Origin of the sequence: Sutcliffiella horikoshii (assembly GCF_021991925.1) — a bacterium.
Taxonomy (GTDB): Bacteria; Bacillota; Bacilli; order Bacillales; family Bacillaceae_I; genus Sutcliffiella_A; species Sutcliffiella_A horikoshii_F.
The window spans coordinates 104,311-131,245 of the sequence record NZ_RXZI01000007.1; the positions used below are offsets into that span (position 1 = coordinate 104,311).

At 41.0% G+C, this 26,935-nt stretch carries 29 protein-coding genes; 6 read left to right on the top strand and 23 right to left on the bottom strand.

From position 1 onward, the window contains the following. Positions 1 to 4 precede the first annotated feature (4 nt). Positions 5 to 982, bottom strand: coding sequence for a quinone oxidoreductase family protein (locus tag EKQ44_RS16830; protein WP_237664709.1), 978 nt, complete (start codon positions 980 to 982; stop codon positions 5 to 7). 186 nt (positions 983 to 1,168) lie between these two features. On the opposite strand from EKQ44_RS16830, the gene EKQ44_RS16835 reads away from it, so the two are divergent. Further along, positions 1,169 to 1,738, top strand: coding sequence for an MEDS domain-containing protein (locus EKQ44_RS16835; protein WP_237664710.1), 570 nt, complete (start codon positions 1,169 to 1,171; stop codon positions 1,736 to 1,738). A gap of 46 nt (positions 1,739 to 1,784) precedes the next feature. Here EKQ44_RS16835 and EKQ44_RS16840 read toward each other — a convergent pair whose 3' ends face one another. The 8 genes from EKQ44_RS16840 to EKQ44_RS16875 form a co-directional block, all read right to left on the bottom strand. After that, the gene (locus EKQ44_RS16840) at positions 1,785 to 2,507 is read right to left on the bottom strand and encodes a D-Ala-D-Ala carboxypeptidase family metallohydrolase (RefSeq protein WP_237664711.1); all 723 of its coding nucleotides are present in this window, start codon (positions 2,505 to 2,507) and stop codon (positions 1,785 to 1,787) included. A gap of 647 nt (positions 2,508 to 3,154) precedes the next feature. Beyond that, positions 3,155 to 3,634, bottom strand: a complete 480-nt coding sequence (locus tag EKQ44_RS16845; RefSeq protein WP_237664712.1) for a FixH family protein — start codon at positions 3,632 to 3,634, stop codon at positions 3,155 to 3,157. A gap of 18 nt (positions 3,635 to 3,652) precedes the next feature. Beyond that, complete coding sequence (locus tag EKQ44_RS16850) at positions 3,653 to 5,032, bottom strand: PepSY-associated TM helix domain-containing protein (protein ID WP_237664713.1); 1,380 nt, start codon at positions 5,030 to 5,032, stop codon at positions 3,653 to 3,655. A gap of 206 nt (positions 5,033 to 5,238) precedes the next feature. Continuing rightward, the gene (locus tag EKQ44_RS16855) at positions 5,239 to 6,624 is read right to left on the bottom strand and encodes a sensor histidine kinase (RefSeq protein WP_237664714.1); all 1,386 of its coding nucleotides are present in this window, start codon (positions 6,622 to 6,624) and stop codon (positions 5,239 to 5,241) included. Then, entirely contained in the window at positions 6,621 to 7,304 is a 684-nt protein-coding gene (locus EKQ44_RS16860) for a response regulator transcription factor (RefSeq protein ID WP_237664715.1), read from the bottom strand. The genes EKQ44_RS16855 and EKQ44_RS16860 overlap by 4 nt, the downstream gene beginning before the upstream one ends. Continuing rightward, positions 7,301 to 8,278, bottom strand: coding sequence for a YncE family protein (locus tag EKQ44_RS16865; protein ID WP_237664716.1), 978 nt, complete (start codon positions 8,276 to 8,278; stop codon positions 7,301 to 7,303). The genes EKQ44_RS16860 and EKQ44_RS16865 overlap by 4 nt, the downstream gene beginning before the upstream one ends. A 502-nt stretch (positions 8,279 to 8,780) precedes the next feature. Then, positions 8,781 to 10,685, bottom strand: coding sequence for a squalene--hopene cyclase (gene shc / locus EKQ44_RS16870; RefSeq protein ID WP_237664717.1), 1,905 nt, complete (start codon positions 10,683 to 10,685; stop codon positions 8,781 to 8,783). A 72-nt stretch (positions 10,686 to 10,757) separates the two neighbouring features. Next, complete coding sequence (locus EKQ44_RS16875) at positions 10,758 to 10,964, bottom strand: hypothetical protein (protein ID WP_237664718.1); 207 nt, start codon at positions 10,962 to 10,964, stop codon at positions 10,758 to 10,760. A gap of 258 nt (positions 10,965 to 11,222) precedes the next feature. On the opposite strand from EKQ44_RS16875, the gene EKQ44_RS16880 reads away from it, so the two are divergent. After that, positions 11,223 to 12,125, top strand: a complete 903-nt coding sequence (locus tag EKQ44_RS16880; RefSeq protein WP_237664719.1) for an EamA family transporter — start codon at positions 11,223 to 11,225, stop codon at positions 12,123 to 12,125. A gap of 46 nt (positions 12,126 to 12,171) precedes the next feature. On the opposite strand, the gene EKQ44_RS16885 is transcribed toward EKQ44_RS16880, so the two are convergent. From EKQ44_RS16885 to EKQ44_RS16920, 8 genes are all read right to left on the bottom strand, one after another. Continuing rightward, on the bottom strand, positions 12,172 to 12,669 hold the full coding sequence (locus tag EKQ44_RS16885) for a hypothetical protein (RefSeq protein WP_237664720.1): 498 nt from the start codon (positions 12,667 to 12,669) through the stop codon (positions 12,172 to 12,174). A gap of 165 nt (positions 12,670 to 12,834) precedes the next feature. Then, positions 12,835 to 14,004: a Ger(x)C family spore germination protein gene (locus tag EKQ44_RS16890; RefSeq protein WP_237664721.1), complete on the bottom strand. Its 1,170-nt coding sequence runs from the start codon at positions 14,002 to 14,004 to the stop codon at positions 12,835 to 12,837. After that, the gene (locus EKQ44_RS16895) at positions 14,001 to 15,101 is read right to left on the bottom strand and encodes a GerAB/ArcD/ProY family transporter (RefSeq protein ID WP_237664722.1); all 1,101 of its coding nucleotides are present in this window, start codon (positions 15,099 to 15,101) and stop codon (positions 14,001 to 14,003) included. The genes EKQ44_RS16890 and EKQ44_RS16895 overlap by 4 nt, the downstream gene beginning before the upstream one ends. Positions 15,102 to 15,117: 16 nt before the next feature. Next, on the bottom strand, positions 15,118 to 16,596 hold the full coding sequence (locus EKQ44_RS16900) for a spore germination protein (protein WP_237664723.1): 1,479 nt from the start codon (positions 16,594 to 16,596) through the stop codon (positions 15,118 to 15,120). 305 nt (positions 16,597 to 16,901) lie between these two features. Continuing rightward, positions 16,902 to 17,504: an AAA family ATPase gene (locus EKQ44_RS16905; protein ID WP_237664724.1), complete on the bottom strand. Its 603-nt coding sequence runs from the start codon at positions 17,502 to 17,504 to the stop codon at positions 16,902 to 16,904. Continuing rightward, on the bottom strand, positions 17,504 to 17,917 hold the full coding sequence (locus EKQ44_RS16910) for a hypothetical protein (RefSeq protein ID WP_237664725.1): 414 nt from the start codon (positions 17,915 to 17,917) through the stop codon (positions 17,504 to 17,506). The genes EKQ44_RS16905 and EKQ44_RS16910 overlap by 1 nt, the downstream gene beginning before the upstream one ends. 1 nt (position 17,918) lies before the next feature. Then, positions 17,919 to 18,116, bottom strand: a complete 198-nt coding sequence (locus EKQ44_RS16915; RefSeq protein WP_237664726.1) for a hypothetical protein — start codon at positions 18,114 to 18,116, stop codon at positions 17,919 to 17,921. Positions 18,117 to 18,170: 54 nt separating this feature from the next. Then, positions 18,171 to 18,476 (bottom strand): hypothetical protein, encoded by a 306-nt coding sequence (locus EKQ44_RS16920; protein WP_237664727.1) that lies wholly within the window; start codon positions 18,474 to 18,476, stop codon positions 18,171 to 18,173. Between the two features lie 136 nt (positions 18,477 to 18,612). Here EKQ44_RS16920 and EKQ44_RS16925 point away from each other — a divergent pair, with 136 nt between their 5' ends. Continuing rightward, positions 18,613 to 19,155, top strand: coding sequence for a hypothetical protein (locus tag EKQ44_RS16925; protein WP_237664728.1), 543 nt, complete (start codon positions 18,613 to 18,615; stop codon positions 19,153 to 19,155). A gap of 177 nt (positions 19,156 to 19,332) precedes the next feature. On the opposite strand, the gene EKQ44_RS16930 is transcribed toward EKQ44_RS16925, so the two are convergent. From EKQ44_RS16930 to EKQ44_RS16940, 3 genes are read right to left on the bottom strand one after another with little or no spacing between them, the layout of a single operon-like run. Further along, a complete protein-coding gene (locus EKQ44_RS16930; protein ID WP_237664729.1) occupies positions 19,333 to 19,788 on the bottom strand; it encodes an NUDIX hydrolase in 456 nt (151 codons plus the stop codon). Between the two features lie 36 nt (positions 19,789 to 19,824). Further along, positions 19,825 to 20,544 carry a hypothetical protein gene (locus tag EKQ44_RS16935; protein WP_237664730.1) on the bottom strand — a complete coding sequence of 240 codons (720 nt, stop codon included), beginning with the start codon at positions 20,542 to 20,544 and terminating at the stop codon, positions 19,825 to 19,827. Further along, on the bottom strand, positions 20,541 to 21,287 hold the full coding sequence (locus tag EKQ44_RS16940) for a transporter permease (RefSeq protein WP_237664731.1): 747 nt from the start codon (positions 21,285 to 21,287) through the stop codon (positions 20,541 to 20,543). Before EKQ44_RS16940 ends, EKQ44_RS16935 begins: the two co-directional genes overlap by 4 nt. A gap of 147 nt (positions 21,288 to 21,434) precedes the next feature. Here EKQ44_RS16940 and EKQ44_RS16945 point away from each other — a divergent pair, with 147 nt between their 5' ends. After that, on the top strand, positions 21,435 to 21,875 hold the full coding sequence (locus tag EKQ44_RS16945) for a cell wall hydrolase (protein ID WP_237664732.1): 441 nt from the start codon (positions 21,435 to 21,437) through the stop codon (positions 21,873 to 21,875). A 50-nt stretch (positions 21,876 to 21,925) separates the two neighbouring features. Here EKQ44_RS16945 and EKQ44_RS16950 read toward each other — a convergent pair whose 3' ends face one another. Further along, on the bottom strand, positions 21,926 to 22,507 hold the full coding sequence (locus tag EKQ44_RS16950) for a hypothetical protein (RefSeq protein ID WP_237664733.1): 582 nt from the start codon (positions 22,505 to 22,507) through the stop codon (positions 21,926 to 21,928). Positions 22,508 to 22,532: 25 nt separating this feature from the next. After that, complete coding sequence (locus EKQ44_RS16955) at positions 22,533 to 23,156, bottom strand: YdcF family protein (protein WP_237664734.1); 624 nt, start codon at positions 23,154 to 23,156, stop codon at positions 22,533 to 22,535. A gap of 184 nt (positions 23,157 to 23,340) precedes the next feature. Here EKQ44_RS16955 and EKQ44_RS16960 point away from each other — a divergent pair, with 184 nt between their 5' ends. Both EKQ44_RS16960 and EKQ44_RS16965 read left to right on the top strand, forming a co-directional pair. Next, a complete protein-coding gene (locus tag EKQ44_RS16960; RefSeq protein ID WP_237664735.1) occupies positions 23,341 to 24,699 on the top strand; it encodes a copper amine oxidase in 1,359 nt (452 codons plus the stop codon). A 69-nt stretch (positions 24,700 to 24,768) separates the two neighbouring features. Further along, complete coding sequence (locus EKQ44_RS16965; RefSeq protein ID WP_237664736.1) at positions 24,769 to 25,431, top strand: class F sortase; 663 nt, start codon at positions 24,769 to 24,771, stop codon at positions 25,429 to 25,431. A gap of 187 nt (positions 25,432 to 25,618) precedes the next feature. Here EKQ44_RS16965 and EKQ44_RS16970 read toward each other — a convergent pair whose 3' ends face one another. Further along, positions 25,619 to 26,920 carry an MFS transporter gene (locus EKQ44_RS16970; protein WP_237664737.1) on the bottom strand — a complete coding sequence of 434 codons (1,302 nt, stop codon included), beginning with the start codon at positions 26,918 to 26,920 and terminating at the stop codon, positions 25,619 to 25,621. Between the last annotated feature and the right edge of the window lie 15 nt (positions 26,921 to 26,935).

Sequence of the window (26,935 nt, forward strand, 5' to 3'; positions counted from 1 at the left end):
ACATCTACTCCTCCACATTTATAATAATCTTGCCTGTGTTCCTTCTTTGTTCCATTAATGTGTGGGCCTCTGCAACATCGCCCAATGAAAATTCGTGCCCCACTTTCATCTTCAATTGTCCATTGACCAATAATGGGATAACTTCTGAAGCCGTATCTTTCAAGAGATGTGGACGGAGTTTACGTGTTGTACCTAGACTGAAACCCAATATAGATCGGCAGCTTGAATGAAGGTCCACCGTTTTTACTTTTCCAACCTCTCCGCTTGAATTTCCAAAATGAACTAATCTCCCGTATGGAGCCAAACAGTTCAAACTGTTTTCTGTCACCACACCCGAAACGGAATCGAGAATGATATCAATCCCTTTGCCATCTGTCAGCTCATTCGCCTTACTCGCAAAGTCTTCTTCTTCATAACATATGACAAAATCAGCTCCACTTTCCCTTGCCACTTGTACTTTCTCTCTACTTCCCACTGTGCCGATCACAAGACCCGCTCCCATCATTTTCGCCAGTTGAATGGCGGTTGTTCCTACTCCACCGGCTGCGGCATGGACCAAGACCGACTCTCCTTCTGAGATTTGTGCTACATGATGGAGCAATCGATGTGCGAGAAAAGAAACAACTGGAGCCGCGGCTGCCAATCTAAAGTCAAGTTCATCAGGGATTGGGAAAACTAGTGCCTCTTTTGCCACCACATATTCTGCATAGGATCCGTTCTTCGGGAAAGCGATAACCCGTTGACCCTTTTCCAATCCTGTGACCCCTGTTCCAACTTTTTCTATGTAACCAGTAGCATCTAAGCCTGGTATATATGGTAATGTCGCACCTTTCTTCCCATATCTAGATTTAATATCTGCGTAGTTGACGCTTGTCTTTTCGACTTTTATCAATACTTCATTATCATCTATACTGGGAATGGCTATTTCCTGTAGCTTAAGAAACTCCGTTCCACCAAACCCTGTAACCATTAAAGCTTTCATTACGCACCCATCCTTTCTATCCCACGTTCTCCCAAAAAAACATTCAACCCATATAAATTCCATATAGTGGGTTTTTTTTCCTTCTTTCCATATAGATTTATCTTCTCTTTCGCACATATCTTTCACTATTGTTTTCTAGTAGTATAGTAAGTAGATAAGATATTAAAAGATTGAAGGGGTGATCACTTGAAAAGCAGAATGAATAGTCTGTTTAATGAGCAAAGGAATATTCATGTTCTTTATTCCTACGAAGGAAGGGAGCATTACTTGGAGATGTTAGTAGATTTTGTCCAATCAGGTGTATCAGCAGGAGACCATGTCATTGTGATTGAAAATCAAAGAATTTATCCAATACTACAACAGAAGCTGAGCACTCGTTTATCAGAAGAACAAATGAAGTTAGTCAAATGGGTGAATAATTTTGATTTCTATTTTTCAAGTGGAAGCTACCATCCCCCTGCGATATATAATTACTTTGTAAAAACTATTCAGAAGTTAGTAGAAGAGCAACTACCATTTCGCTCATGGGCACATGTAGAGTGGGGAACAATGGACGGTCCTTTGCATATCGTTGAGGACCTTGAGCGTATCGTAGATGAAGCCGTTCACCAACTCGACTTTCCCTTAGTTTGTGCTTATGAAGGTGCCAAAATGCCGAATTATCTCAGGAAAATTCTATTAGAAACTCATCCATATATTCTGATGGAAGATGAATTGGTAGTTTCAGAACTATATCAACCAATTATAAATAAATGATTAAAAAGAGGGAGCTTATTAAATGGATAAGCTCCCCTTTTCTATCTTATTCCCACCACCATGCTTGCGTTCCATATGGATACTCAACTCGGCTATCCATATGCGTAAAGCTACCTTCACTATAGATCCCACTAAAACCGGAGCTTTTCGCAGCATTTCGTACAGTAGTAGTACTTACACCGGAAACGCTGATGTCGGCAGCAATCCCATAAGTGTGCTGACTGTTTGATGCTCCACCAACATTGCGATTGTGAGAGATGCTTCTAAATCCGGAATTGACATTCATTGGGCGATTCCCTAGTTTTACACGTATCGCTTCAAGTTTGTACATCATTCGACGCACGTTTTCCTGCACAGTTGCCGCCGATACATTCCCACCGTTAAAGCCGCTTCCATCTTTAGAATAAAATTCACTGTAACTGAAGTGTTTCGTTCCATTTGGTGATTCCAACTCGTTTAATTTTGCTTGTGTCTGTGGTCCGACTATCCCATCTGCCGACAATCCGTAAGCACGCTGAAAACGGATGACTGCCGCTTTCGTTCCTGGTCCGAATTGGCCGTCCACACTAACGACTGTCTGTTGCGGAGAATCAGCTGCCCAACCAGCTACCCTGATCTGCAATTCCCTTACATCTGCTCCACTAGAACCTTCACTAAGCGTCCTTGTCCAGTTATAAGCAGAAGCCTCTTCAGCGGTGACCAGTGACAATACCATCCCAAGCATCAAAGTGAAACTGAAAGCCAACATCTTCTGATACACGTTTACCATCTTTCCATCTCTCCCAACCACAATAGTTTTTTGAATGACTTGTTCAAATCAAACTGCAGCCCCGACAACGATTGATTGCTAGAATAAGAGATTACTAGATTTGAAGTATGTATGATACCTCCTTTATTATTTTTGAGAAACTCCACTGCGTTTATAGGAGGCCACTGAAAAAGTACATTATTTTAGTAATCTGTTTCATACCGCTGTTGATTTCCGCAAACGGCTTCGCTTTCCGCGGGGCGACCTTGAGCCTCCTCGGGCTACGCCCTGCGGGGTCTCAAGAATGTCGCTACTCCCCCGCAGGAGTCTTCGCCTATTGCTCCAATCAACAGCTAAAAATTGTAATAATGATAAGTTATTGGTTTTTTCAGTGGCCTTCGTTAATAGAAGAGTTCTAGTAATAAATATAAAGTATTTCTACTAGCAATAGTAAAAATATTCCTATAAGAATAGGAGAAATTTGTAGATGTATGAGGCGGGTTTCGCTTCGCATAGCGCTTCCAAAGCGCGCTTTGATAACCCTACACCTCTTTTTCTGCTGCATGGGTCTTGTACCAGGCACTCCTCCCTCTCCCAACAAAAAAAGCCCAGTCAAGATGAAAGAGTCACCCACTCTTTCTCTCAACTGAACTTTATTCTCTCCACCTTTAGTGATGACTCCCATGGTCTCCATGATCCCCGCCATCATGCGGCTCTTCTTCCACTTCACTTTCCATAATAGCATCTATCTCTTCTTGACTCAGATCACCGACCACCAATTGCTTGGTTGGCATGACGTGCATATCACGTGCGGTCACGTGGGATTGAACACGATATACTCCATTTTCTTTAAAAGAATGCTTCACTTCGTAAACTCCATCCCCAACATGTTCTGCATCAAGAAGTAGACTGTTCTCTTTTCCTTTTTCCACATTCCAAATTTCAATTTGCACTTCCTGGGCGTCTTCCACCTTCTCTTCCCCCTGTGTGACAAGGGTCTTAACTACAACCTCTTCCCCTTCATCCACTTTTTCCGGGAATTGAATTTCAACCTGGACAATTTCTAAAGAAGTCTCCTCTTCAGGTGCACTTGTACATCCAACCAATAACAATAAAAATGGAACAACAATTAGAATTATTTTTTTCATATCAACACTACACCTTTCTTACCCTAACCAGGCTTTCAAACGTTTTATTCTTACAAACACAAGTTTATCCAATAGCAATACCACGATAATGGAGATTCCCACCAATGGCATGATAAGACCAAGCAGCAACATAATAATGGTAACAGCTCTTTTTGTCTTGATATCTACATTTCGGCCTGGTGCACCTAAGCCATTTTCTGGCTTTCTTTTCCTCCACATAACGAAGGAGCTCACCATCATCCCGATTAAACCGATACATAAAATAAGTCCCAACAACTGATTGGTCAAGCCGAATAATTTTCCTTCATGTAAAGCAATTCCTAATGTGATTGCTTTCCCCATCACTCCATAATCCGCATATCTGACATCTGTCAGGACCGCACCACTGTATTGGTCCACATGTAACGTTGCATTATCAAACGGTCTGGAATGGGAAGTAGCAATGGTAAACACACCGCTCTCGCCTTGTGGTGAGGAAATGGTGTATGGTTTTTGGATTCCCTTCATTTCTGCAATGCCTGCCGCGTCATTTAGTGTCAAAGGCACATATTGATTGTTTACCGATGAAGGTACCGGAACATTTTCCGCAGCCCAAGGTACATTTTCGGCAACATCTTTTGTCACCGTGACGGATTCAGGTTTTGGTCCAAAGCTGAAAGAAAATGCCGGATAACCGGTATTTGTCGCAGTTGCCACTCGGTTGATCTGTTCTCCCATCACCCCGGACCACGGCAGTCCAGTCAATATCAACACCAATAGCCCGAGGGACAGCCAGAATGCTGGAACCGCATGCATATCACGCCAGAACACCCGCCCTTTGCTTCGTAATCTTGGAAGAACAGTTCCCCATATAGAGGCACGGTTTCTCGGCCACCAAATATACAGTCCTGTCAAAATAAGTATGATGGCCCAACAGGCAGCAAGCTCCACGAAGCGGTTGGCAACCGTTCCTCCAACAATCAGCTCGCTGTGTAGCTTTTTGAAAATAGTCATTAGCTCTTTTTCAACAGGCAAATCACCCATGACCTGCCCAGAATACGCATCAACAAAAACACTGACGGGTTTGCCATCTAACATGGTAGAGAACTTTGTTGTACGTTCTTCCTGGTCAAAAATAGATACTCCACTTATAGAAACCCCGGGATATGCTTCGCGCACCTTTTCTGCTTGTGCATTTACGGACAACCGTGTTCCCTGTGTCTCTTCTACATAATGAAGGTCTTGGTAGATATATGATTCTATCTGTGGCTTAAATAAGTACACGGCACCACTGAATGCCAAAATAATTAAAAAAGGAGCAAAAATGATCCCAGCATAAAAGTGCCATCTCCACATGGTCTGGTAGAGGCCGTTTCTGGTCTGATTTTTCTCCTTTTCTTGCTTTGTTTTCTTTTCCATAAGCATACTCCTTCAACTTTTCATCGTATGCTTATATTCTGACAGTCAAATGTGAAAAAAGAATGAAGGATTATAAAAATTATGTAAGCATCGCTTGTGATTTCTGCAGGACGCTAGTGTACCTCCTCGCATGCCTGCGGGATTTCCTCTAAGAGTCGCCTCCCGCCTGAGCTCCAAGCACCAGCCAGTATTATTTATTTACTGGACTAAAAATCGAACAACGGAATTTCAACTGTCACGACTGTTCCTTTTCCAAGCTCTGAATCAACTGTGATCTTGCCTTCATGCTTGTTGATAATCTGCTGAACGATGGAGAGACCAAGGCCGGTTCCACCGCTTTTTCTTGTGCGGGCTTTTTCTACTCGATAAAACCTTTCAAAAATATAGGGAACATCCTCTTCTGGAATCCCTATCCCTTCATCCTCCAATTTAAGGACTCCCATCGTGCTTTCCTCCACCACAGATATTCGTATCGTCTTTTTTTCATTCGTAAATTTTATGGCATTACTCAAAAGATTTTCCATCACTTGATCAAGTCTCCTGTAATCACCAGTCACGACCACCTCTTCATCAAGTTGGACCTCCGTTACTAAATCCTTGTCATCCAGCTTTAAGCGAAAGCGTCCCAGCACTTCTTTTACCAGTTCCGCCAGTATGATTGGTTCCTTGTTCATTGGATAGGAGTCTCCCTCGAGCTGCGCAAGATCCAGAAGATCGTGGACAAGGCGATCCATTCTATCTGTTTCTTTTGTAACTGTTTCCACATATTTTTCTGTGGTTATGATGCCCTCGCCCAAAGCCTCACTGTACCCTTTAAGATAGCTGATCGGCGTCCTTAATTCGTGGGATACATTGCCTAGGAATTCACGTCTGTTCCTGTCTACTTCCTCAAGTGTGGAGGACATCGTATTGATGGACCTTCCGAGACTCGCGATTTCATCTTCCCCTTTTAGCGACAACCTTTTAGTAAAATCCCCTTGCGCAATGTCCTTTGCCACTTTCTCCATCTGTTTGATGGGGCGTACAATTCTATTTGTCATTTTTGTTCCTACAAAAGTAAGAAGCAGGATCAGCAAAACCATTCCAATCAAAAGTAAGCTTCTAATTGGTTGAAAAGCTTCGGCAATCGCAGTAAGAGGCATATAGAGGAAAATGACGGCTTCCAGTCTATCGTTCATTTGTAATGGTATAACAACGGCACGTATTTCCTGATCTAACCCGGTATGGAATTTTGTAAAAGTCAATGTCTTGCCCTTCAGCAATTCCTGCCTTTCGTTGAAAGTGATAAGGTTCTCTTCAGCAAACGAATCAAAAGGTGCCCCACTTGCAAGCTGCATCGGATCATCTGTAAAGATAATGGAAGTTTCAGAGCTTTGCTCCAACCAGTCCAGCCGATCTGAAAAGGTATCCCGGCTCTCTTCATAATAGGCCTGTTCCAAGGTTTCCCCCTGTTTCATCAACATATCTGTCTGCTTTCCTATATATAAAGTTTGATAAAGGTAATAGGAGACCCCACCTACCAGGATGATGGTCACCACAGACACGGATAGGATGGTCAACCAGATTTTATTCCGGATGGATAAAGGCTTCATGCCTTATCACCTTCAAATTTATAACCGATTCCCCAAACTGTTTTTATTTTAGAACCTGCCTCTTTAAGCTTGAACCGCAATGTCTTCACGTGTGTATCCACCGTACGATAAGAACCCTTCTCCGGGTCCAGTCCCCAGATGACATCATGGAGTTGTTCTCTTGTGAACACCTTTCCTTCATGCTCCATTAAAAATAATAATAAGTCATATTCCCTTCTTGCAAGGTTGATCCTTTCCTCCCCGATTAGGACCTGCCGGGCGCTTTTCTGTACGGTTATCTCTGAATGGGAGACCACATCAAAGAATGCCTGGTTGGAACGTCGTAACAATGCCTCCACCCTTGCTAGGAGTTCTTGTGGACTAAAAGGCTTCATCACATAATCATCCGCTCCAAGCTTTAGGCCTCTTACCTTGTCCCATTCATCACTTTTAGCTGTCAACATCAGGATCGGCATCATGTATTTTTCACGGATTTTTTTACAAGCAGTGAAACCGTCCATGACCGGCATCATCACATCAAGAATAATTAGGTCCACCTCGTGATCGTAAAGTATATCAAGCGCCTCTTCCCCGTTTTCGGCATGGAGAACTTGATAGTCTTCCTTTTTCAGATAGATGCCAAGCATTTCTCTCATATCTGCTTCATCATCCACTACTAATACGTGAAAGGCTCTCTTCATTCGCCATCGCCTCCTTTAAATAACAAGAATGGTCCTTCTGCAACTTTAAATTTATCTTTGATCTCCAGGCTTTCTGTATCTAAGACCAACACCTCGTCACCATCAAGGCTTGAAATATATAAGTTTGAATCATCTGCCATCATATAGCTTGGGTTATCCCCTATATTGATTTTCTTTTCTACCTCATAAGTATTTGCGTTTAATTTAGTTAAACTGTGATCCCCGTGACTCAACACATAGATGGATGAATGAGGGTCAAACTGAGAGATTTGAATGGGCATCAATCCCGTCTTTCTTGTTAACACTTCTTCCCCAGTCGTGGGATCATAGGCGAATACCTTTTCATTCATTTCACCCGTCGCCCCGTGACCTCCTGTCCATATGTACTTACCGTCAAAATGCAATCCTTCAGGTCTTGCATTCACCGAAAACGAGCGGGTTATATTATTGGTACTGCCATCCAACACGTATACCTCCCCACTTCCAGCCGAAAGGACAAATAGGTTTTCTCCATCTTTCACAATCTTGGAAGGATATTCTCCTACACCGATTTCCTGAATGACCTTTTTCCTTTTCATATCTATCACTTGTAACGTATTTGTCTTCCCATTGACGGTATAAAGCGATGTATGTTCCTGATCATATAGCAGTTCAAGGACCCCCTCCTCGACCTCCATGAATTCGGTAACCTTTTTTTCTGTTGTGTTAATCTCATAAAGTGTTTCACTTTCCTTGACGGAAGCTATGAATTTTCCGGGTTCTATTTCGACAATAGAGGAAAATCTAAAAGGCAGACTGATTTTCTCCTGATTCCCTGAGGAAAGGTCCAACGCCGTTATCGCGTTCTCTTTTAAGTGGCTGACATAGATGAGGGACTCTGGGTTGTTTGATTTCGGCAGTGCGATGTCAGAGCTTGTACATGCGGATAATACAGCTACCAATAATGCCGCCATTATAATAAAAGGATTCTTCATCCGTGACACTCCTAAACAGAAATAGTAACCCTTATTTTACTCCAAAATTGTGAATAAAGTGTGAGTAAAGGAAGGTTATTGTAGTTTTTTAAAAGCCAATTTTCGGTGGTATGCTGAATGTAATTGATGTGGTAGGTGTTGCTTTGGAAGGTCTGGTCCAAATGTCCGAAGATTTTGGGGTTTTGACCGAAGATTCTGCTTACTTTTCCAAAGATTTTCATAAGTTGTCCATAGTTTCGCGATCTTTGTCCGAACCTAAATTTACAATGTCCAAACACCTGTTAAAAGTTGTCCGGAACCCTCCCTTACTTTGTCCGAATCCCTCTTGATTACATCGTTATTATATCCGAAGAACGAAGAAATGTGTCCGAACCATATTTTCACCAGCAAAAATACAGGATAATCCCCTTAATAAACCTCAAAAAAGTGATCCTATCATTAGAATCACCATGTAGATGTCTGTCATTCAACTGTATCACGAATATAAATGAAAACCCTCCTTTCAACTACCATATTTATTCCGATAATTCCCCAAAGTTTGCAGAGGCCATATATACTTATAGCTATGATAATGGATATAGTATCCGCCGGGAATCGCAGCGCCTGTGGGATATTCGGTTCTCCAATCAGATGCTTCCATCAAACCTGTTAATGCATGTATCCCTTTTTCTATCTGGGGAGTTGGTTTTTCCGAACTGGCAATCAATGCATCCAATGCCCAGGCTGTTTGAGAAGGGGTGCTATGATGAAGTGGGACATAATGATTCCGAATATCACTTGAGCAGGATTCTCCCCAGCCGCCATCTCTATTCTGAATGGAGAGGAGCCAGTTTACCGCATTGCCGACCATTGGATCTGTACTTGGCACACCTACTGCCTTCAATCCGGTCACAGCCGCCCAAGTCCCATAGATATAACAGTTTCCCCAACGGCCGTACCAGGAGCCATCTTCTTGTTGATGATGTTCTAGCCACTTAATTGCTTCTCTGATCTTTTCGGAATCCTTTGACATGGTGGTGTACTTACCAAGGAAGTATAGGGTTCTGCCAGTTAGGTCTGCGGTGGATGGATCAAAAAGCACTCTATCCTCGTAGCGGAATGGAATAAGGGAGAGGAGGTAGTTATCTGTATTCTTTTCAAATGCCGACCAGCCTCCGTCATCATTTTGCATGGAAAGGAGCCACCGCACTCCCTTGTTCCAGGCTTCTCTATACCGTCCATCAGATTGCGCTAAGACTGTGACAACCCTTAAAGCCGCCGTTGTATCATCTATATCTGGAACGATGGTGTTGATATCGGAGAATCCCCATCCACCTGGTGGGACATCGGGATTATTCACCGCCCAGTCTCCATACTTATCATGTTGCCTGGAAAGAAGATATGCACCGGCTTTGGTGATGGCATCATTATGTACCGGAACTCCGGCATTGATTATTGCTCCTGTCAAAAGTGCTGTATCCCAAACAGTGGAAGGGGAATTCTGAACAAAGATGGGGTCGCCGGCGCCGGATAGATTTCTACATAGATAGGACTTCATTCCCCAAAAAGCATTTTTAATTATCGGGTGGTCCTTATCGTAACCAAGTGCCATTAAGGAATAAATCATAAAAAAGCTTGCACTAAAATAACTGTACAGGGTACCATTTTCCTCGATTCTATCCAACATGTAGTTCTCGGCATTTTTGAAGGCTTTTCTTTGAAGTTCTCTAGGAGTGGAGGCAAGTTTCTTTACGCTATTTTTTACATAGTGATGGAGGATTTTCAAACCATCTAGCAACCGATGATCCTCTTCTTTCTCTTCCCTTGATGGAAGATGAGACAGTTTCGGAGTCTGTTCATGCACAACGGATGTGTCCAAATTACTGCAAACGATGATAGGTATCCAGTGTGCCCTTGCATAACCAACAAGGTTATAGATATTGATGGGAGCCCATTTGGGGATGATCATAATTTCTATCGGTATGCTCTTCACAATCGTAGGCCATTTTATCTGCCCATTCAATGCCAGCATCATTTTTGTCAGCCAATCACTTTTAGCAAGTCCACCATGATCCAAGATGAAACGTTCCGCCTTAAGCATATTGGCATCGTCTTTTGTAACGTAGCCTGAATACAATAAGGAAAAATACGCCTCTATTGTGGCACTTAGATTGCTTTCCTTTTCATCTGTGTAAACCTTCCACGATCCATTTGGCGCTTGCTTGGATCTGATTCGTTCGACAAGAGCCATGACAAGCTTTTCCTCATTTGTCCATTTAAGCGTTCTTATCAAGATGATCATATAAGCATCTGTCATGATGCTGCTTCCCTCAAAGCAAAATTCCCATGAACCATTATCCGATTGCTTCCTAAGAAGGTCACCTATACAGTCATTTAGCGAGGCGTTTACTTTATCAATCGTCTTCATATTCCCCTCCAGATGTATACGTTTTTATACACCATATGTAGGTTTAAAGAATTTAGAAGGGTATTCAAAAGGCTATATTAACGGGAAACTTCCACGAATTTTTCCTGTACTCTTATTTGCTTCTAGAATCAGTTGGTCGATTTCCCTATTTATCGTTATCAGTCTCTCATGTAATCTGTGGATATCTTCTCCCCTTTTTAAATTTTCAAGCCTTTTCATTTCTCTTTCCAAATGTACCATTTTCAATTTCGTATCAGATATCGAATTTTTAAAGTTCATTTTCCGTCCCCTCCTGTTATTACCAACTTTGCTCCTAATTTGTTCGGAAAACAACTTTTAATGTGTTGTGGGTATTTAAGAAAAATACGATTGAAATGAGTCACCCATTCCGTTATAATTTGTTTGGGAAATTGAATAATAAAATGTTACATGTGGATTTTTCTAGAGATCACTCTATTTTCGCCACACGACTGTCTTCGGACAGTCGTGTGGCTTTTTTGTATGTAGACATCATGAAAGCGGGAGTGAGGAAACAGTATGAAGACTTGGCATTATGCGTTGATTGTATTTTTAGGTGGCTGTTGCCTGGGGATCCTGTCTACATTTGTGAAGCTTGCATATGCTGCAGGTTATTCCATGGTCGAGGTCACAGGTAGCCAGGTGTTGGTGGGTACCATCATTATTTGGGTTGTCAGTTTCTTAAGTCGAAAGAAAAAACTCCATGTCATACAAACACTTAAGCTTGTGTTGGCAGGGATACCGATGGGACTAACAGGATTGCTTTACTATCAATCCTTGCAAACACTTGAAGCTTCCCTGGCTATCATTTGTTTGTTTCAATTTATTTGGATTGGGACATTGATTGAGTGGATCTTTTATAAGAAGCGTCCTTCATCAGGGAAGGTTTTCTCTATTATGATCTTACTTTCAGGATCTGTTTTAGCAGCCGGAGTTTTTTGGGGAAGTGTTGTATCCATTTCATGGCAGGGAGTTTTGTGGGGAGTATTTGCTGCATTGACTTTTGCCATATTTATCTTTTTGAGCGGGATCATAGGCAAAGATACCCCTGCGATTCAAAAAAGTGCCCTTCTTTCCACCGGAGGCTTGATGGTTACTTTTACCTTGTTTCCCCCTTTATTTTTATTAGATTTACAAACTGTAATAGGAATGGCTCCTTATGGATTAATTCTGGGTATATTTGGGGTGGTACTTCCCCCATTACTATTTTCCATCGGGATGCCGCATGTGGGACCAGGACTTGGAACGATCCTTACAGCCTCTGAACTCCCTGTAGCAGTGACCATGTCGGCCCTTGTATTATCCGAACATATTAGTGGGTATCAATGGTTGGGAGTTATGCTTATTCTAGGCGGGATCATGATTGGGAATATGAAACAGAAGCTCCCTCAAACAAATATGTCTTATGTAAGGCGCGATTAAATTATGTGGAAGGAACAATAACAGATGACACCTGGTAACAGGTAGTTCATTGAACTCCTCCTGGTGTTTGCTTTTGTTTTTCAAGTAGCGATTTCTCGAGACTTACAATGTATTTGTAGAATCGTAATAGAATCAAAAGCAAGATTACATCTTCCACCATTGAATAATGCAACTTCCACCAACCATAGTTAAAATATCCATATGGTTCAGGTAGCAAAGCAATAATTTCATAAATAATAATGGCGAAAACCCAGGCACAGAAATAGAGAATTTGTTTGGAAACCTTCTCTTTAAAAGGAAAAAAGTTAAGGAACAAGATATTTACCGGGGGAATTAATACGATATGAGCCAATAGCCCTGCCCAATCAATTCCCTTATTGAAATACCAATATCCCCCCAACTTAAATTCCACAATCAAATCATGTACTAACTGAAAAGAAATCGTAAACAACCAAATGTGTACCATTTGGTTCCGAGATAATTTCTTATTTACTTTCCATGCAATAAAATTAAATAATAAAATGGCGAGAATTAGTCCTATCATGATTTGTCCTTTTCATGGAAACTTAGTATGGATGTATGAAAAAAAATAGTCCTTATATGTATTTTCTTGGTTCCTCCTTGAAATTATTCATACGACAAACAAAAATCAAAAAAAAGAAACTTATCATTATCCGGATAAGTTTCTTTTTAGATGAGACTTGGAGTATTAATCACCACTATCTCTGGTTGACCTCTGGTAAATAGGCGATTTGTTGAATAACCCCTTCTGACCTGTTGTTTCTATTTCAATATCTACTTTTACATTAAATAAGGCTTCTTTAAACCCTTTTTCATTCCATTCCAACGATTCAAAAAAGGGTTGATCTTTTATCCATATCCTATGTCCTAACAACCATGGTTCCACATTTGCCTTCTTCATTTTCTCAATCGTTTGTTCTATATCCGTTTTTATTTCTTGATTTAATTGAGCTTCTAGCTTTTCAATAAAATCTTTAGATGTTTCCCCTGCGGAAAGCTCAACAATGTTTCCCTCTCCTGTTACATGAATGTCGAATGAAACAGGAGAGGTCATTGTTAACTCTACATCACTTTCCAGCATGATCCTAGATAATGAAACTGATACCTCTTTTTCACTAGATTCCAGATGAGTGATATAGTTCATTTCTTCTACTTTCTCACCTTTTATCAACTGGCTTGCCGCAACCTCATTCCCCAGTAATTTTTCTACCAATTTATCTTCCTTTAATACGCCCATGTCCGCAATGATTATTTCACTGTCTATGGTTTGAGCAAGGGGTATCACCGCGGCTGCTGAGACCGTGTTTCGATCCCTTCTATATTGGAAAACCTTAATTGGCTGTGTACGAGAAAGCTTTTTATCAGCGAGGAAGAATCGGTTAACATATAGTGCCGGTAACTTAATCAGTGAGGACTCTGATTTTAAAAATTTGCTAGCATCCTCGTCCTTGCTTATGATAAGAAAGACCTTGTTCCCTATGTCGGGTATTCTGTCCACCAAGTCCAACGAACCGTTGATACTTGATGCCGCAATCTTCTCTGAAATCACAATAACCTTTAGGTGGCCAAAAAATAATACATTGGGTGTCTTGGATTCCAAATTGGTGAGTGCTTCCCATACAGTATCTCCTTCACTCCTCAACACCTCAAACTGCCCTGACTTAGCAGGACCTCCCCCTCCGTTTTCCCCTTCCCCTAGAATAGGTAACTGGATGCTGATTTTATACTTTTTTTGCTCTCCTTGATCAATAGATATCCCTAATACCATTCCTCTTTGGTCAATTTCACGCATATCATTGCAACCGCTCAGACATAACATTAACAGGATGGCCAACCATAATGAATTTTTCCCCTTCATGAAACCATCTCCCGAGAGTTTCGATGTCTTAGGATGACAAAGAGCAATAGTAGACTAGGAACTAGCAAAGAAGCTACTAAGACATTAACATTATAAATTTGCCATCCTTCCATGAAGTGAAAAGGGACCCAATTCGCATATAAAAAAAATAAAGGAGTAATGGATGCTATTAATAGCCACCTCTTCACCTTTGGAAATAATTGCTCTAACAAATAGATCGAAAACCAAAATAGGATGCAGGAGACCTTTATAAAAGAGATGACCCAAAATCCTAAAAATAAGAGGTCCATCCGTTCTAGCAACCCAGTACTGGGTGTAATCGATTGAACCAACGTAATGATAGGTGAGATGAGATGGATTGCTTCTTCATAACCGAAAACTCCTAATACAACCAAACTCAGAGATACATAAATTAACATGATACATAATAATCCTGCACTCATTGCACGTAACGCTTTTTCCTCCCGTTTTACATATTGAATAAAGCCAAGGAGGGTAACTATTCCTCCGTACCGAGCAGCATCTGATATAGAACTCTTTAGAAAAATAGGTAATTCTACATTCATAACCGGTGGAATGAGTATCCAATTGAAATATTCACTAAAAAACCCCCAAGTCAAAAATGTCCCAAGTAATATTATTTCTGCGACTACAAAAAACGAAACAAACCTAACGATTGTCAATAATCCATAATGAACAGCAATAGAGATAAGCAGAATAAAAGGTAATATGATAAAAAATGTAGGGGTGGTTTTTAACATAAATGTTCGTACCAGAAAAGTTAGATCTTGAGTTACTTTCATCGTGCTGAAAATGGAACTGAGTATCAAGTAGGGCAAACTGATGAAATATACGAGAGAGCCTGCTTGTTTTCTCAATATCTTGAAAAAGTCGCTATTATCATATAACCGGAAGTATCTGGATATCAGCCATATCAAAAAAAAGTAGGGGATGGATGTAAGAATCAGCTTTAACCAGGCACTTCTGATTTCCCCATCTGCCACGTAAGGTAAAAAGGCTACTCCCATCGTTACGGTGGATGAAAACGTAAAGGCAAACAAATCAAAGGCTCGAAATTGATGAATAGTACCACGCAAAACTACCATCCTCCTTTCACTTTGTTTTAGAGAATTGGTTATTTCTTAATCTAGAAAAAATATTCAATAATTCTTTCGGATTAAGAGGGGTTGCTGGAGATAAATAGGGTTTACCAAAAGAACTAAGGTTACAAAGATGAAATGTAAGATACGCTATACCAATGGTCAAGCCGAATATTCCTAATAATGCAGACAGGATTAGTAATAGATACCTGGATATCCTCCACGAAGAAATCAGGTGCCAAGTTGGAAGTGTAAACGATGTTATGGCAGTGGAGGCACTGACGATAATCATTGTTGTACTAACTAAGCCAGCATCTACAGCTGCCTGACCAACAACAAGCCCCCCTACAATACCAATGGTTTGTCCTACAAAACTAGGTAGCCTAAGACTTGCCTCTACTAAAACATCCAATGCAAAGATCATCATGATCGCTTCCAAGTAAATAGGAAATGGAATGTTATTTCTGGAATCAGCGATTGTTAAGGCCAGTGTGGTTGGAAGTAGTTCTGGATGATATCCGACTAATGACACATATAGCGCTGGAAGAATGGTCGCTACTAGTATGGACACGATCCTTAGCATGCGGATAAAGGTATTATCCAATGCCATTCGGAAGTTATCTGGACTTATTTCAATTAGATTAAATAAGGTAGCTGGCAGTACGACACTGAAGGTAGAATTATCCACTACCAACACAATCTTTCCCTGTCCTAATGCAATGGAGATATAATCTGGGCGCTCTGTTTCATATACCTGTGGGAACACAGACATAGGATGATCCACTATCTTTTTGGCAAGCTCCCCACCATCATTCAATTGCTCCATTTTTACATTTTCCAATCTGCTAGTTACCATTTCCAACAGTTCAGGGTCTACATATTCATCTAAATATAATAATCCAACGTGGGTGTGACTTAAGGATCCCACTGTAAATTCTTTTAACTTCAGCCTTGGATCCTTAATCAGCTTACGAATTAAGGATATATTTGTTCTGCTATCTTCAATAAAACCGATTTTGGGTCCATATACTTGAAACTGCGTCGTCGGTTCTGTTAAGTTCCGTTGTTCTTTTTTTTCATAGTTCAGCAAGAAAGGTGCTTCACCGGGGAAATGAAGGATTACATGCCCTTCCAAGCATCCTTGAATACATGACTTCCAAGATTGCGCCTGATAGTAATCATAGTTTTCTATATTACCTTTCACTTCTTCCACTTTAAATTTATCTATAAGTAGAAGCTGTTCTTCCAATTTTGTAACATCCGTTATTCCTGATATGTAATAAACATATATACCGGATTGTTCGTTAGCAGGGATAAATCTAGTTTGAAAATCACCTACATCTTCAAAAACAAGTTCTATTGTTTCCCGAAAAGACTTTTGGTCTCTTGAATGGCTGAAATCATCTACTTGTATTTTCTTTTTTAAGTACTCATCATAGTTTGGTGAGTTTGAATGCTGTTTATTGTTCTTGGATGGTCTGCTATTAAACACATGATTACCTCATTTTTTGTAAGGGCTACAGGTTAGATTTTCCGATTAAATGTTCTAAGCAGTATTATTTTACTTATCTCTTTTTTTATTCAGGTAAAGAATATATTAAAAGGGGAATACCCAATGGAAGGAAATTGCTTAGGGAAGGTTAATTGGAATGAAAGCACCACAATAATAGTGCCTTTAACTAAAAAACAGAAGGGCTGGTCCCTTCTGTCCGTGGCTAGACAAAGTAAAATTCATAGCAGTTTTTAAGTTGATCGTAGTGGAAGGCGCGAAGAAAATATTCTACTAATTCTTCACAACTATATCCTTTGTAAATCATCCCTTATTTCCACTATTTTTATGATCTCCTGAATTACTTCTTCCTCCTGACTATTATCCTTTATGATAAATAGTCGATCTCCTTCCCTTTCTTCTGGATCCGTCACCTCTTCAAGAAGGGATTCTTCTTGTTGTCGAATGAGTACTTGCTTGAAATGAGAAGCTCCTCTGAATATATTGGTGTTTCTAGTGCTTTTCTCTACGCGTTCGTGGAGGACTTCATCGGGGATATCAAAATGAACTAGAATACGGTAAAATTCCTTCTCTGGAAAGAACTTTGCAAGGAGATCCTTGCGACCTTTTCTATTTCTATTTGCATTGGAAATGATTAGATGCAGGTTTGTCTGTTCTATCGAGTATCTTACAATCAATTCTGAAACGGCATGCTTGAGTGTATTCGGGCCATCTGTGGGCTGCAGTTTTTGATAGTGGGTGTTGATGAATGCAGCATGGTTATCCTGATCCATTACCATGGAGTTTTGCAAGGCTTGCTCAAGTTTCTTGGCAAAGGTTGTCTTTCCGCTATGTGTTTTTCCCACCGTCATGATCAGTAGTCTTTTGGATGTTCCCATTCCCTGATTCATTATTTAAAATTACCCCATCTCAAACTCTCTACATCCTCTAAACCCCTTACTTCCTTCCTAAACCACTCCATATTCCCTGCAAACCTCTCCGAACACTCAAACTCTATTTTCGCCGCTTTCTGACCTTGAACACAGCGCACGCTCGCAATGAACTTTTGCTTTCCCTTGGGCTTGTCAAGACTTACAGAAATATAGGGAAGTATCTCATAGTGATACTCTGCATTTAGGCTATCGAAATGATTCTTTTTTATAATATCTTTAATATTTATATAATCTACCTCATCGAGCCCCCATCTGATCATACATTTCCCATCTGGAAGGGTGACTTCAAGTTGAAGATGGCTTCCAAGCGTGTCCCTTGAAGCCTTTAAGACCTTCATATTCTCATGGTTAACAATCATGTCCGCATCCATATCAGTTTGACCCTCCACTATCGCTTCCGCCACCGTGGTTATTGAATTGATTAAACTGATACCTGGTTGTTTCCGCTTCAATATTTTGATTGCCTCTGTTCACATCTGGAGGTTGATTCATGCCTTTGTTCTTTTTATCCATATAGACGGTGATTCCGATAAGCAGCAAGATAGGTATGATGACAAATAGCCAGATCATTTAAACTCCCCCTAATAAATATAGTCGTATATATCTTTCTTATTGACTTACCTCTTACTCTTCATCCAGCACTTTGCTTCTATACTTGAAAACACTGTATAAGATATACAGGAACAACCCAACAAATAATAGGAGTCCATACAAGCCATTAAATATGGTCGACATCAACACAATCGAAATGAAGAAGAAGCCGATAACAGATGCAAAACGGGTTAACCACAGTGCCTCATCTGTAAAATCAGGTTCGTCCTTGTACTTCCACCTTTGACCAAACAACATTCCTTCTCTCGGGTTGAAATAGGTCCAAATTAATACAATATATAATGGCACTGCAATGATAACCCCTATTGCTTGATCCATGGAATCCCTCCTAGATTGCTTTCAACTAATATATACGAGTCTAGTGAGTTAAAGTTTCACATAATTCAGTTAATTTTACTTTTTCTTGAAACTTCTTATTCTTTTCAACGTAAGTAAACTAAGGGGGGCGTTCAAAATGAAAAATTACGAAAAGCGGCATTATTTTATGGTGGCTGCCATGGCTTTGGTTATTTTTTCTCCATTGATCATATGGCTATTACCATATATGATTCACAAAGTTCTCCATGATGGCAGTACTGTTTGGATAGTAGAAACTCCTTTGATGACATATATTTACTTCGCCGTTGCGCTCTTGGTGCTCATTACCGGTGCTGTATTATCCTTTTTCTATTACCGATTAAAAGTCGCAGTGAGTTTGATTTGCTTCTTTGTAGCCATTTCAACAATGTTTATAGGAATAAAGCCGGTCACTGTCGTCGACTTTGGAGGGATGGCCACGGTAGCTGGTGTTTTTTCCGATGAACAACGATACGGATGGGAAGATATCGAAAAAGTATATTTGGTGATAAATGATGAAACAAAAGAGCAGAGCTTGGAAATTCATTTCAAAGATAAAGAGATAAAAACGTTTGACCGCAGAGACGAAGTGCAAAATTTAAGAATTCAGATGTTGGAGTTAAGTAGAACGTATGGATTTGAGTTTACGAGTAAAGAGTAGGTCTGTGCTCTCCCTAAAAGAGACAGAGGCGATTCCAATAAGGAATGCCCCTTTATTAATTTTTGTTTCTATTAACCAGTTCAACAAGTTTCATGGCGATTTGGGTTTAAAGAGCTAGCCAGCCTTTCTAAGCATTAACCCCAAAGAGTACTGACACACCAAAAATCCCCTAAGTAACTATTTCCCATTGCTCCTTTGGGACAGGGTATGTTTTACTCTTCCATGATAACTATAAGGTGCTGTCATTATGGGGAATCCCTTAACTCCCTCTGGTAAGTTTAAATACTTTTCAGCCTCTTGGACATCCATCCAAACGACCTCTTCAATCTCTTCAGGTAAGGTTATCTCTATTTCTCCACCAATCACTTCACCTTTGAAAACAAAAAAAATAGCGTGATGCCCCTTCACCTCAAAGAATGCTTCCATGACTGACTGGATGCCGTTCACCTCCACATCCAGTCCAGTTTCCTCTTTCACTTCACGAACAGCCGCCTGCTGTAAGGTTTCACCCGGCTCCACCGCTCCACCTGGCAACGTATAATAGGACCCTATTGGACCAGTATTTTTCACCATAAGGATTTTTTCATTAACTTCATCGAACAGTAAAACGTATGAAACGTCCACTCTTTTCATATAGATGCCACCTTTATAGAAAGATACTCAATTCGTCTATTCCAATTCACCCGACTGCACTGGCCCCATAAAGATGACATAATTCCCCGAGTAGGAGCCACCGCCACCGCTACGATGTGTATGTTCTAGACGTATCTCTTCGTCGTTATCATTAAGAGCCTGATATTGATACGTAAAATAATGACTGGAAGATAAAATTCCGTTATCGGAAGGGCTGACGTCGAAAGAACTTGTTAGCTCCTTCCATTGAGAGGGTAGCTTGGCATAGCCATAGCTTTTTTCTCCTAACTCAATCACATGTTTCACTTGTATTTGTGGGTAATAAACCTCCCTGCGGTCAGAAGTAACGGAATTAGTGATGGAATAATTCCTTCTGGAGGTTACATAAATCTCGACTTTTTGAGCAACATCATCTGGGTGCAAATGCCAGTAAACATAAGAGTTTCCATTATTATGGAGGATTTGAGGACCTGTGGAAGATGAAGATCCAACGTTATCCCACTTCCCCATTCTCCAAACCCAAATACTTGATCCGGATTTATCACCAAAAGACTTGTGAGGTACAATATAGGTTTTTTCATCCAGTTGAACAATGTCTATGATTTGGAATTTCATTTCTGACGTTACATGATAATGATCTTCAAGCAACTCTTCTTTTGTATAAAATTCTTTTGGGACTGAAAAGAAATAAAATCCCCCAATACCCAATGCTATAATTCCCCCAAGAATAAGAACGGCTAAAAGCTTTTTCTTCACTGTGCACTCCCCCTTTTTTCAAGAAAGGATGCGGAATCAGAACGATAGTAGTATTGATTGTTCTTTGTTGTTACTAATAGGCCTTTCCCGTCCATTTCTACATAAACTGTTATTTTTTCTCCCGTTTTTGGTTTAACACCTGTTAGTAAATAAGGGAATCTTTCCTGAACCTTCTCAGATGTCCTGTTGTCCTCTATAGCCCATTGCTGTTCCCTTATTTCTTCAAACCATTGAATAACATCTGAACGGGTTTGTTCAAATGAATGGAGGTTCTCTTCCAGTTTTACCTTATTTACAATAACTTCTTCTCCAGATGGATGGGTGATCAATATTTCAGCTGAATCGACATCTGCAAGGAACGTCTCTACTTCATCCTTGGGGTAAAATACACTCGATAAACCAATTGCCAATAAAGCTGTTAGCAAAAAAATGTAATTTCCAGTAAATCCAATCCAAGCATATTTCCGATATGCTCCCCAACGTTTTTTCCCTATAAATGCATACAACACCAAAACACCAAGAGGAAGAATGGCTAAGGAGTGCAATTCGTCCGCAAAAGGTATATTAAAAGAAAAAGATAACAGGCCTATCCAAACCGTTATTACGATTCTCCAAATCCTGGGCCGCTCTTCCTTATCTTGCTCACGATAGTTCTTCAATCCCCAAAAAGTAATCAGTGTCCATCCAAGGAGGGTACACATTATCCCTACGATATTCCATTCAAAGTTCCAAAAAAAGTTCAATAAGCACACCCCCATTTACCATAAAAATTTCCACTACCATTCTACCATTCTAGGAAATAAAACCCAACAACAGGAAAAAGAAAATCAGTCAAATAATTTATGACAACAATCTGGGCGTTCTTCATACAATATGGTGGGGTGAGATAAATGGCAAGAGTAAAATATACAGATTCAGACCTGGCTTTAGTGGCCAGGATGATACGTGCAGAAGCCGAGGGCGAGGGTCAGCAAGGAATGCTATATGTTGGTAATGTCATCGTTAACCGGGCTATAGCGGATTGTCTGGATTTCAAAGAAGTAAGAACCATTCCACAGGTCATATACCAGGTCCAAGGTGGAAATTACTCTTTTGAAGCAGTTCAAAAAGGAAATGTATTTTATAACAGAGCCAGAGGCGTGGAAAAAAGACTAGCAAAGAAAACATTGGACTATTGGAGGGAACACCCAGCTAAATTTGCGCTATGGTATTTTAATCCTTATGCTCCATGTCCTCCTACATGGTACGATCAGCCTTTTGCGGGGCAATTTAAACAGCATTGTTATTATGAGCCGATCGCCAATACATGTGACAGCGTCTATAGCGGATAAGGTTATAAAGGGAAAGGAGCTTACCTCTTGGTAAGCTCCCTGCTTTTATCCTAGATCCCTTTCCCTTCCTTCATCACAATCCCCTTCTCCTCCAACATGTTAACGATGCGGTCCACCTTGAACTGGTGGTCTTTTGCTCCGCTTTTTGGCAAAAGAAATCGATCCTCTTGCCCTTTTCCTTTGCCTACATAGAACAGATAGTTATTTTCCGTTGTATAAATTGTCAGGGATTGATCAACCGGGACTTTACGCTTTTCTTTTCCAACTATGATCGCATCAAAGCGAGGGTCGTATCCAATTTGGTAGGTAGGGTTTGTTCCATAGTAAAGATGATAAAGCTTCTGGCTTCTTTTTTCGATTACTTTCCGGAAAAACGTCTTTGTTAGAAAAAGAATGACAAAGTATAATACTAATCCGATGCCCACCGTTACAATATTTAGGATTAAGAATTCCACCCCATCTGCAGCAATTTGCAGGTTAGCGATGATATTGTACAAGCAAAAAAGAAAAAGTGCTATCACATTCCCTGCTAATGCAAGCTTGAAAATAGATTTAAAATAAGGCATATATCGAAATAACTCCGTGTAATCTTTTTGATGAAGCGGAAACTGTAGTGATAAGGTCTTTTTCAAGGGTGTACCTCCTGGTGTGATAATTTTAGTTCATTCCTGAAATCTCTAATTCTTGATCCATGATAATCCCTTGCTTCACGTAACTGATCAACTTAGCTGACTCTGCTTCCACCCTTTGTCTGCCATATGGATTGAGAAACCAGTTATCCTCCCTTGTCGACTTGTCGTTAACCGGACACAGGGAATAGTCGATCCAATCGGGCATATATGTGCGGAGCGTAAGGTTAATCCGCCTCATATGGTAGTGGCTTGTCACCACTAGAAGGCGGCTGATTCTATGAAGATAAAATGCTCTGTCTAATACTAATAGGGATGCGAGTACGTTCTCCTTGGTATGAAGGGACTGATTTTCCATAAGGATATCTTGTGCCGGTACCCCGAGCTCAATGGCTTTGTCTGCAAGCATTTGGGCTTCTGTTAAGCCAGAACCATCCCACACGACTCCACCAGAAAATAATATCTTCTCCGCTCGTCCATCTTGATATAGCTGGACCGCTGGCGGCAACCGATACTCCACGGCCTTGCTGCTGCCCGCCACAAAGATGCAGTCACCACTTTTGTTGTCGTCCTTTATATTACCGAAAAGCAGATCGGTCATCTGTTGGTCTGTCAGTTTGCTAGAATCCAGTCGTGAAATAGGTATTTTCATGGCTTTCCTCCCATGGTGACTGTTATCGGAACCCTTTTACTTACATTATACATGGAACTATGGATTGCTTTGCCGATAATTTATAGATTTTCAAAAAAGGTTTTATATTTTTCAAAAAAAGTGATCCAGATTCTGAACCGCTCCGTTAGGTAAGTGAAACCAACTAAAAAGGAGTGCTTAGAACATGAACTGGAAAAAAGCAATCGTAGCAGTACCACTCAGCGTAGGATTATTAGTACCGACTTTTCAAGTAGCAAGTGCACACGATGGAGAACATCATCATCCACACGCATCTGTATCAACCCCGGCATCTGACCTGAGAGCTTCCTTGGATGCATTATTATCAGAGCATGCTTTCTTGGCAGTCGTAGCAATGCAAAAAGGTATGGACGGAGCAGAAGACTTCGATCAAGCAGCTGGCGCATTGAATGCGAATACAGATGATTTATCCGCAGCAGTCTCTTCTGTCTATGGGGAAGAAGGCGGTGCAGCATTTAAAGAAATCTGGAGCAGCCATATTGGTTACTTCGTGGATTATGTAACGGCAACTGCGGAAGACAATGAAGAAGGCAGACAACAGGCGTTAGCCGAACTGGATGAATATACAGCAGAACAAGCAGCGTTTCTTGACACAGCAACAGAAGGTCGCCTTAAAGCAAGCGATCTTGAAGCTGGTTTGAAAATGCATGTGGAGCAACTAGTTTGGGCATTTGACAACTATGTCGCTGGGGACTTTGAAAAAGCATACGAAAACGTGCGTCACGCAATTGACCACATGTATGAGCCAGGAAAAGGATTATCCTGGGCGATCACCGACCAATTCCCAGACAACTTCGAGAATACTAGTGTTGACACGCCAGCAGCGGACCTACGCGCTGACTTAAACCATCTTTTCGCAGAACATGCCGCACTAGCAGTACTTGCTATGCAAAAAGGTATTGATGGCGCTGGAGACTATGAAAATGCGGCAGGTGCTTTAAATGAAAACACCGCTGACCTTTCTGCTGCCGTAGGGTCCGTTTACGGTGAAGAAGGCGGAGCAGCATTCGAAGAGATTTGGAGCAGCCATATCGGATACTTCGTAGACTATGTCGTTGCCACTGGTGAAGAAAATGAAGAAGGCCGTGAAGCAGCAATCGCTGAATTGGAAGAGTATAAAGTAGAACAAGCTGCATTCCTTGATACAGCTACAGAAGGCCGTCTGAAAGCCGCTGATCTTGAAGAAGGACTGCAAATGCACATTGATGAGCTACTTCTTGCTTTCAACAGCTATAATGAAGCTGACTATGAAACTACGTATAACACAATCCGTGAGTCTTATGCCCACATGTTCGGTGTAGGCGAAATGATGTCGGGGGCCATTGTGGACCAATTCCCAGAGAACTTTGAGAAAGACATGCCAACTGACATGCCTGCAGCAGGTATGGGTGGTGCAGCGGAAAATAGAATGAACGCTGCTATCGCTTGGACGGTTGCCGGATTAATCTCCGCAATTGTCTTAACGCAAGTAATTGCTTATAGAAGAAAAGCTACACAAGAATAATAGTTTGAATTAAGAAGAGAGGGATCACTCCCTCTCTTTCCTACTATCATTTTCTAAAGGAGAAGAACTATGAAACTACTAACCGCTTTATCCATTATGCTTCTTTTGCTAGTTGCCAGATGTAGTTCGGAGAATACGGCGGGGAGTGAACAGGCTTCTGAAATGGTAGCACCAAACGAAGCAACCGCATCAAGTGAAGCTGAAACCCCTACCAACAAAAAAACTCCGATCCCGACCCGTACACAAACCACAAACGAAAACGGGAAAGTCATTAAAGATGAATTCATTAGCATCGAGCCCCACCGAATTGAAATCCCCTCCATTGAAGTCGGTGCACTTGTGGAACAAGTAGGCGTTATCGAAAACGGTCAAATGGGAGTACCCGAATCTTTCGAGACCGTCGGCTGGTACAATGAAGGCCCCATGCCAGGAGAGCGTGGAAACTCCGTCATCTCCGGACATGTCGACAGCCGTAACGGCCCTGCTGTATTTTTTGACCTAAAGAATCTTGAAGCCGGTGATGAGATCATTGTTTCAAATAAAGCAGGTGAATCCTTAACCTATGTGGTGGACAGGATAGAAACCTATCCAGAGGATGACTCACCCGTGGAAGCAATTTTTGATTATTCGTTTCAAAGCAATCTAATCCTGATTACCTGCACAGGGACGTTCAATCGGGAAAGCCGGAACTATTCCGATCGGTTGGTTGTGTATAGTAGTTTGAAGAAGTGAGAAAAGAGAGAGGTCTTGATCAGCTTTGTTAAGACCTCTGTGACCTCGATTCTCGCCAACAGAAGTCTTCATAACACCTATCAAGACCTCCCTGACTTCAATTCTTGCCAACAGAGGGCTTCATACCATCTATCAAGACTTCTCTGACTCCGATTCTCCCCAACTGAGGTCTTCATACTTCCTTACCTTACCGAGCCACACTCCTCGCCTTCACCTTATAAACAACCTGCTTCCCTTTCCATTCAGGATGAACTTTACGGATGACAGAAGTTCTCATCATGCTTACCGTGATAATGATCAGCATCGCTGCAGAGAGGAGCAACACCCATTGAGCTGGAAAGATGTCATACAGAACACCATAGATTACCATACCAAGAGGAGTAAGCGCCATGGACATTGTTTCGACGATGGAAAATACCCTTCCCTTGTAATCATCATCAATAGTTTTTTGAAACATGACATGAAGCGGTGTGTTCACTGTAATAATCAATATGCCGAAGCAGAACATTAGAACCAAGTAGTAACCAAACATCGTCCAATAAACCATAGGTAGGAGTAGTGGCAGCGCAATAAACCCAATTATTGCTCCAAGTCCCACAATCCCCCTCTTGGATACTATCAGAGGAAATTTCACTTCCTTGCGCGCTGAAAAATAAACCGACATTAATAACATCCCAAGTGAAAATGCACCTTGTGTAAACCCAAAATGCTGGGATTGCATTTTTAAGTTTTCTATTAGTATATAAGAATATCCTACCTCAAACGCTCCGAAAAAAAAGTTGATAAGCAGACTGATCCAAAGGATAACCAAGATCGTCGATTGTACTCGCAAATAGCGGATTCCCGCTTTCATGCTTTGCCACATTGTTTCCTTCTGTTCTTCTATTTTATTTACTACCGCAAAAAGGCGGAAATTCATGGTGGATTCTAAAATGACAGCAATAATGGATGCAAGGATAAAAATGATAAGGAAAACGGGAATGGAGACGGTACCATACAATAGCCCTCCGACAGCAGGACTACCTATTGCTGCAAAAGAAATTGCCATTTGATTCATGGCAGTTGCCTTTTGTATTCTCGGTTGATCGATGAGTCCCGTTATGGATGAAGTAAAAGCAATTCCAGAAAACATGGATGTAAGAGACAATATGCTGGTTGTCGTGTAGATAGCGATAAGGGAGAGACCTGATGTAAGGGTGTAGATGAGAAGTCCTGTGATGGCAAGTGTGGTCGCGATTTGTGAGACAATAACAATCATTTTCCTAGAATACCTGTCAGTAATAGCCCCGGCAAATGGTCCTGCAAGTGTTCGTGGGAGAATATTACATAGAAGATTAGTTGCAAAGCTTGTTGCAGATCCAGTAAGTTGCAAAATATAAAAACTAATGGCAAATGCATAAACCTGCGATCCAAAAGTGGAGATTAATTTACTGATCATAAAGGTGTACAGATGATATGTTGCTCTTTTCAACTTTAAGCTTTCCTCCATTAAAAACACCCCGTT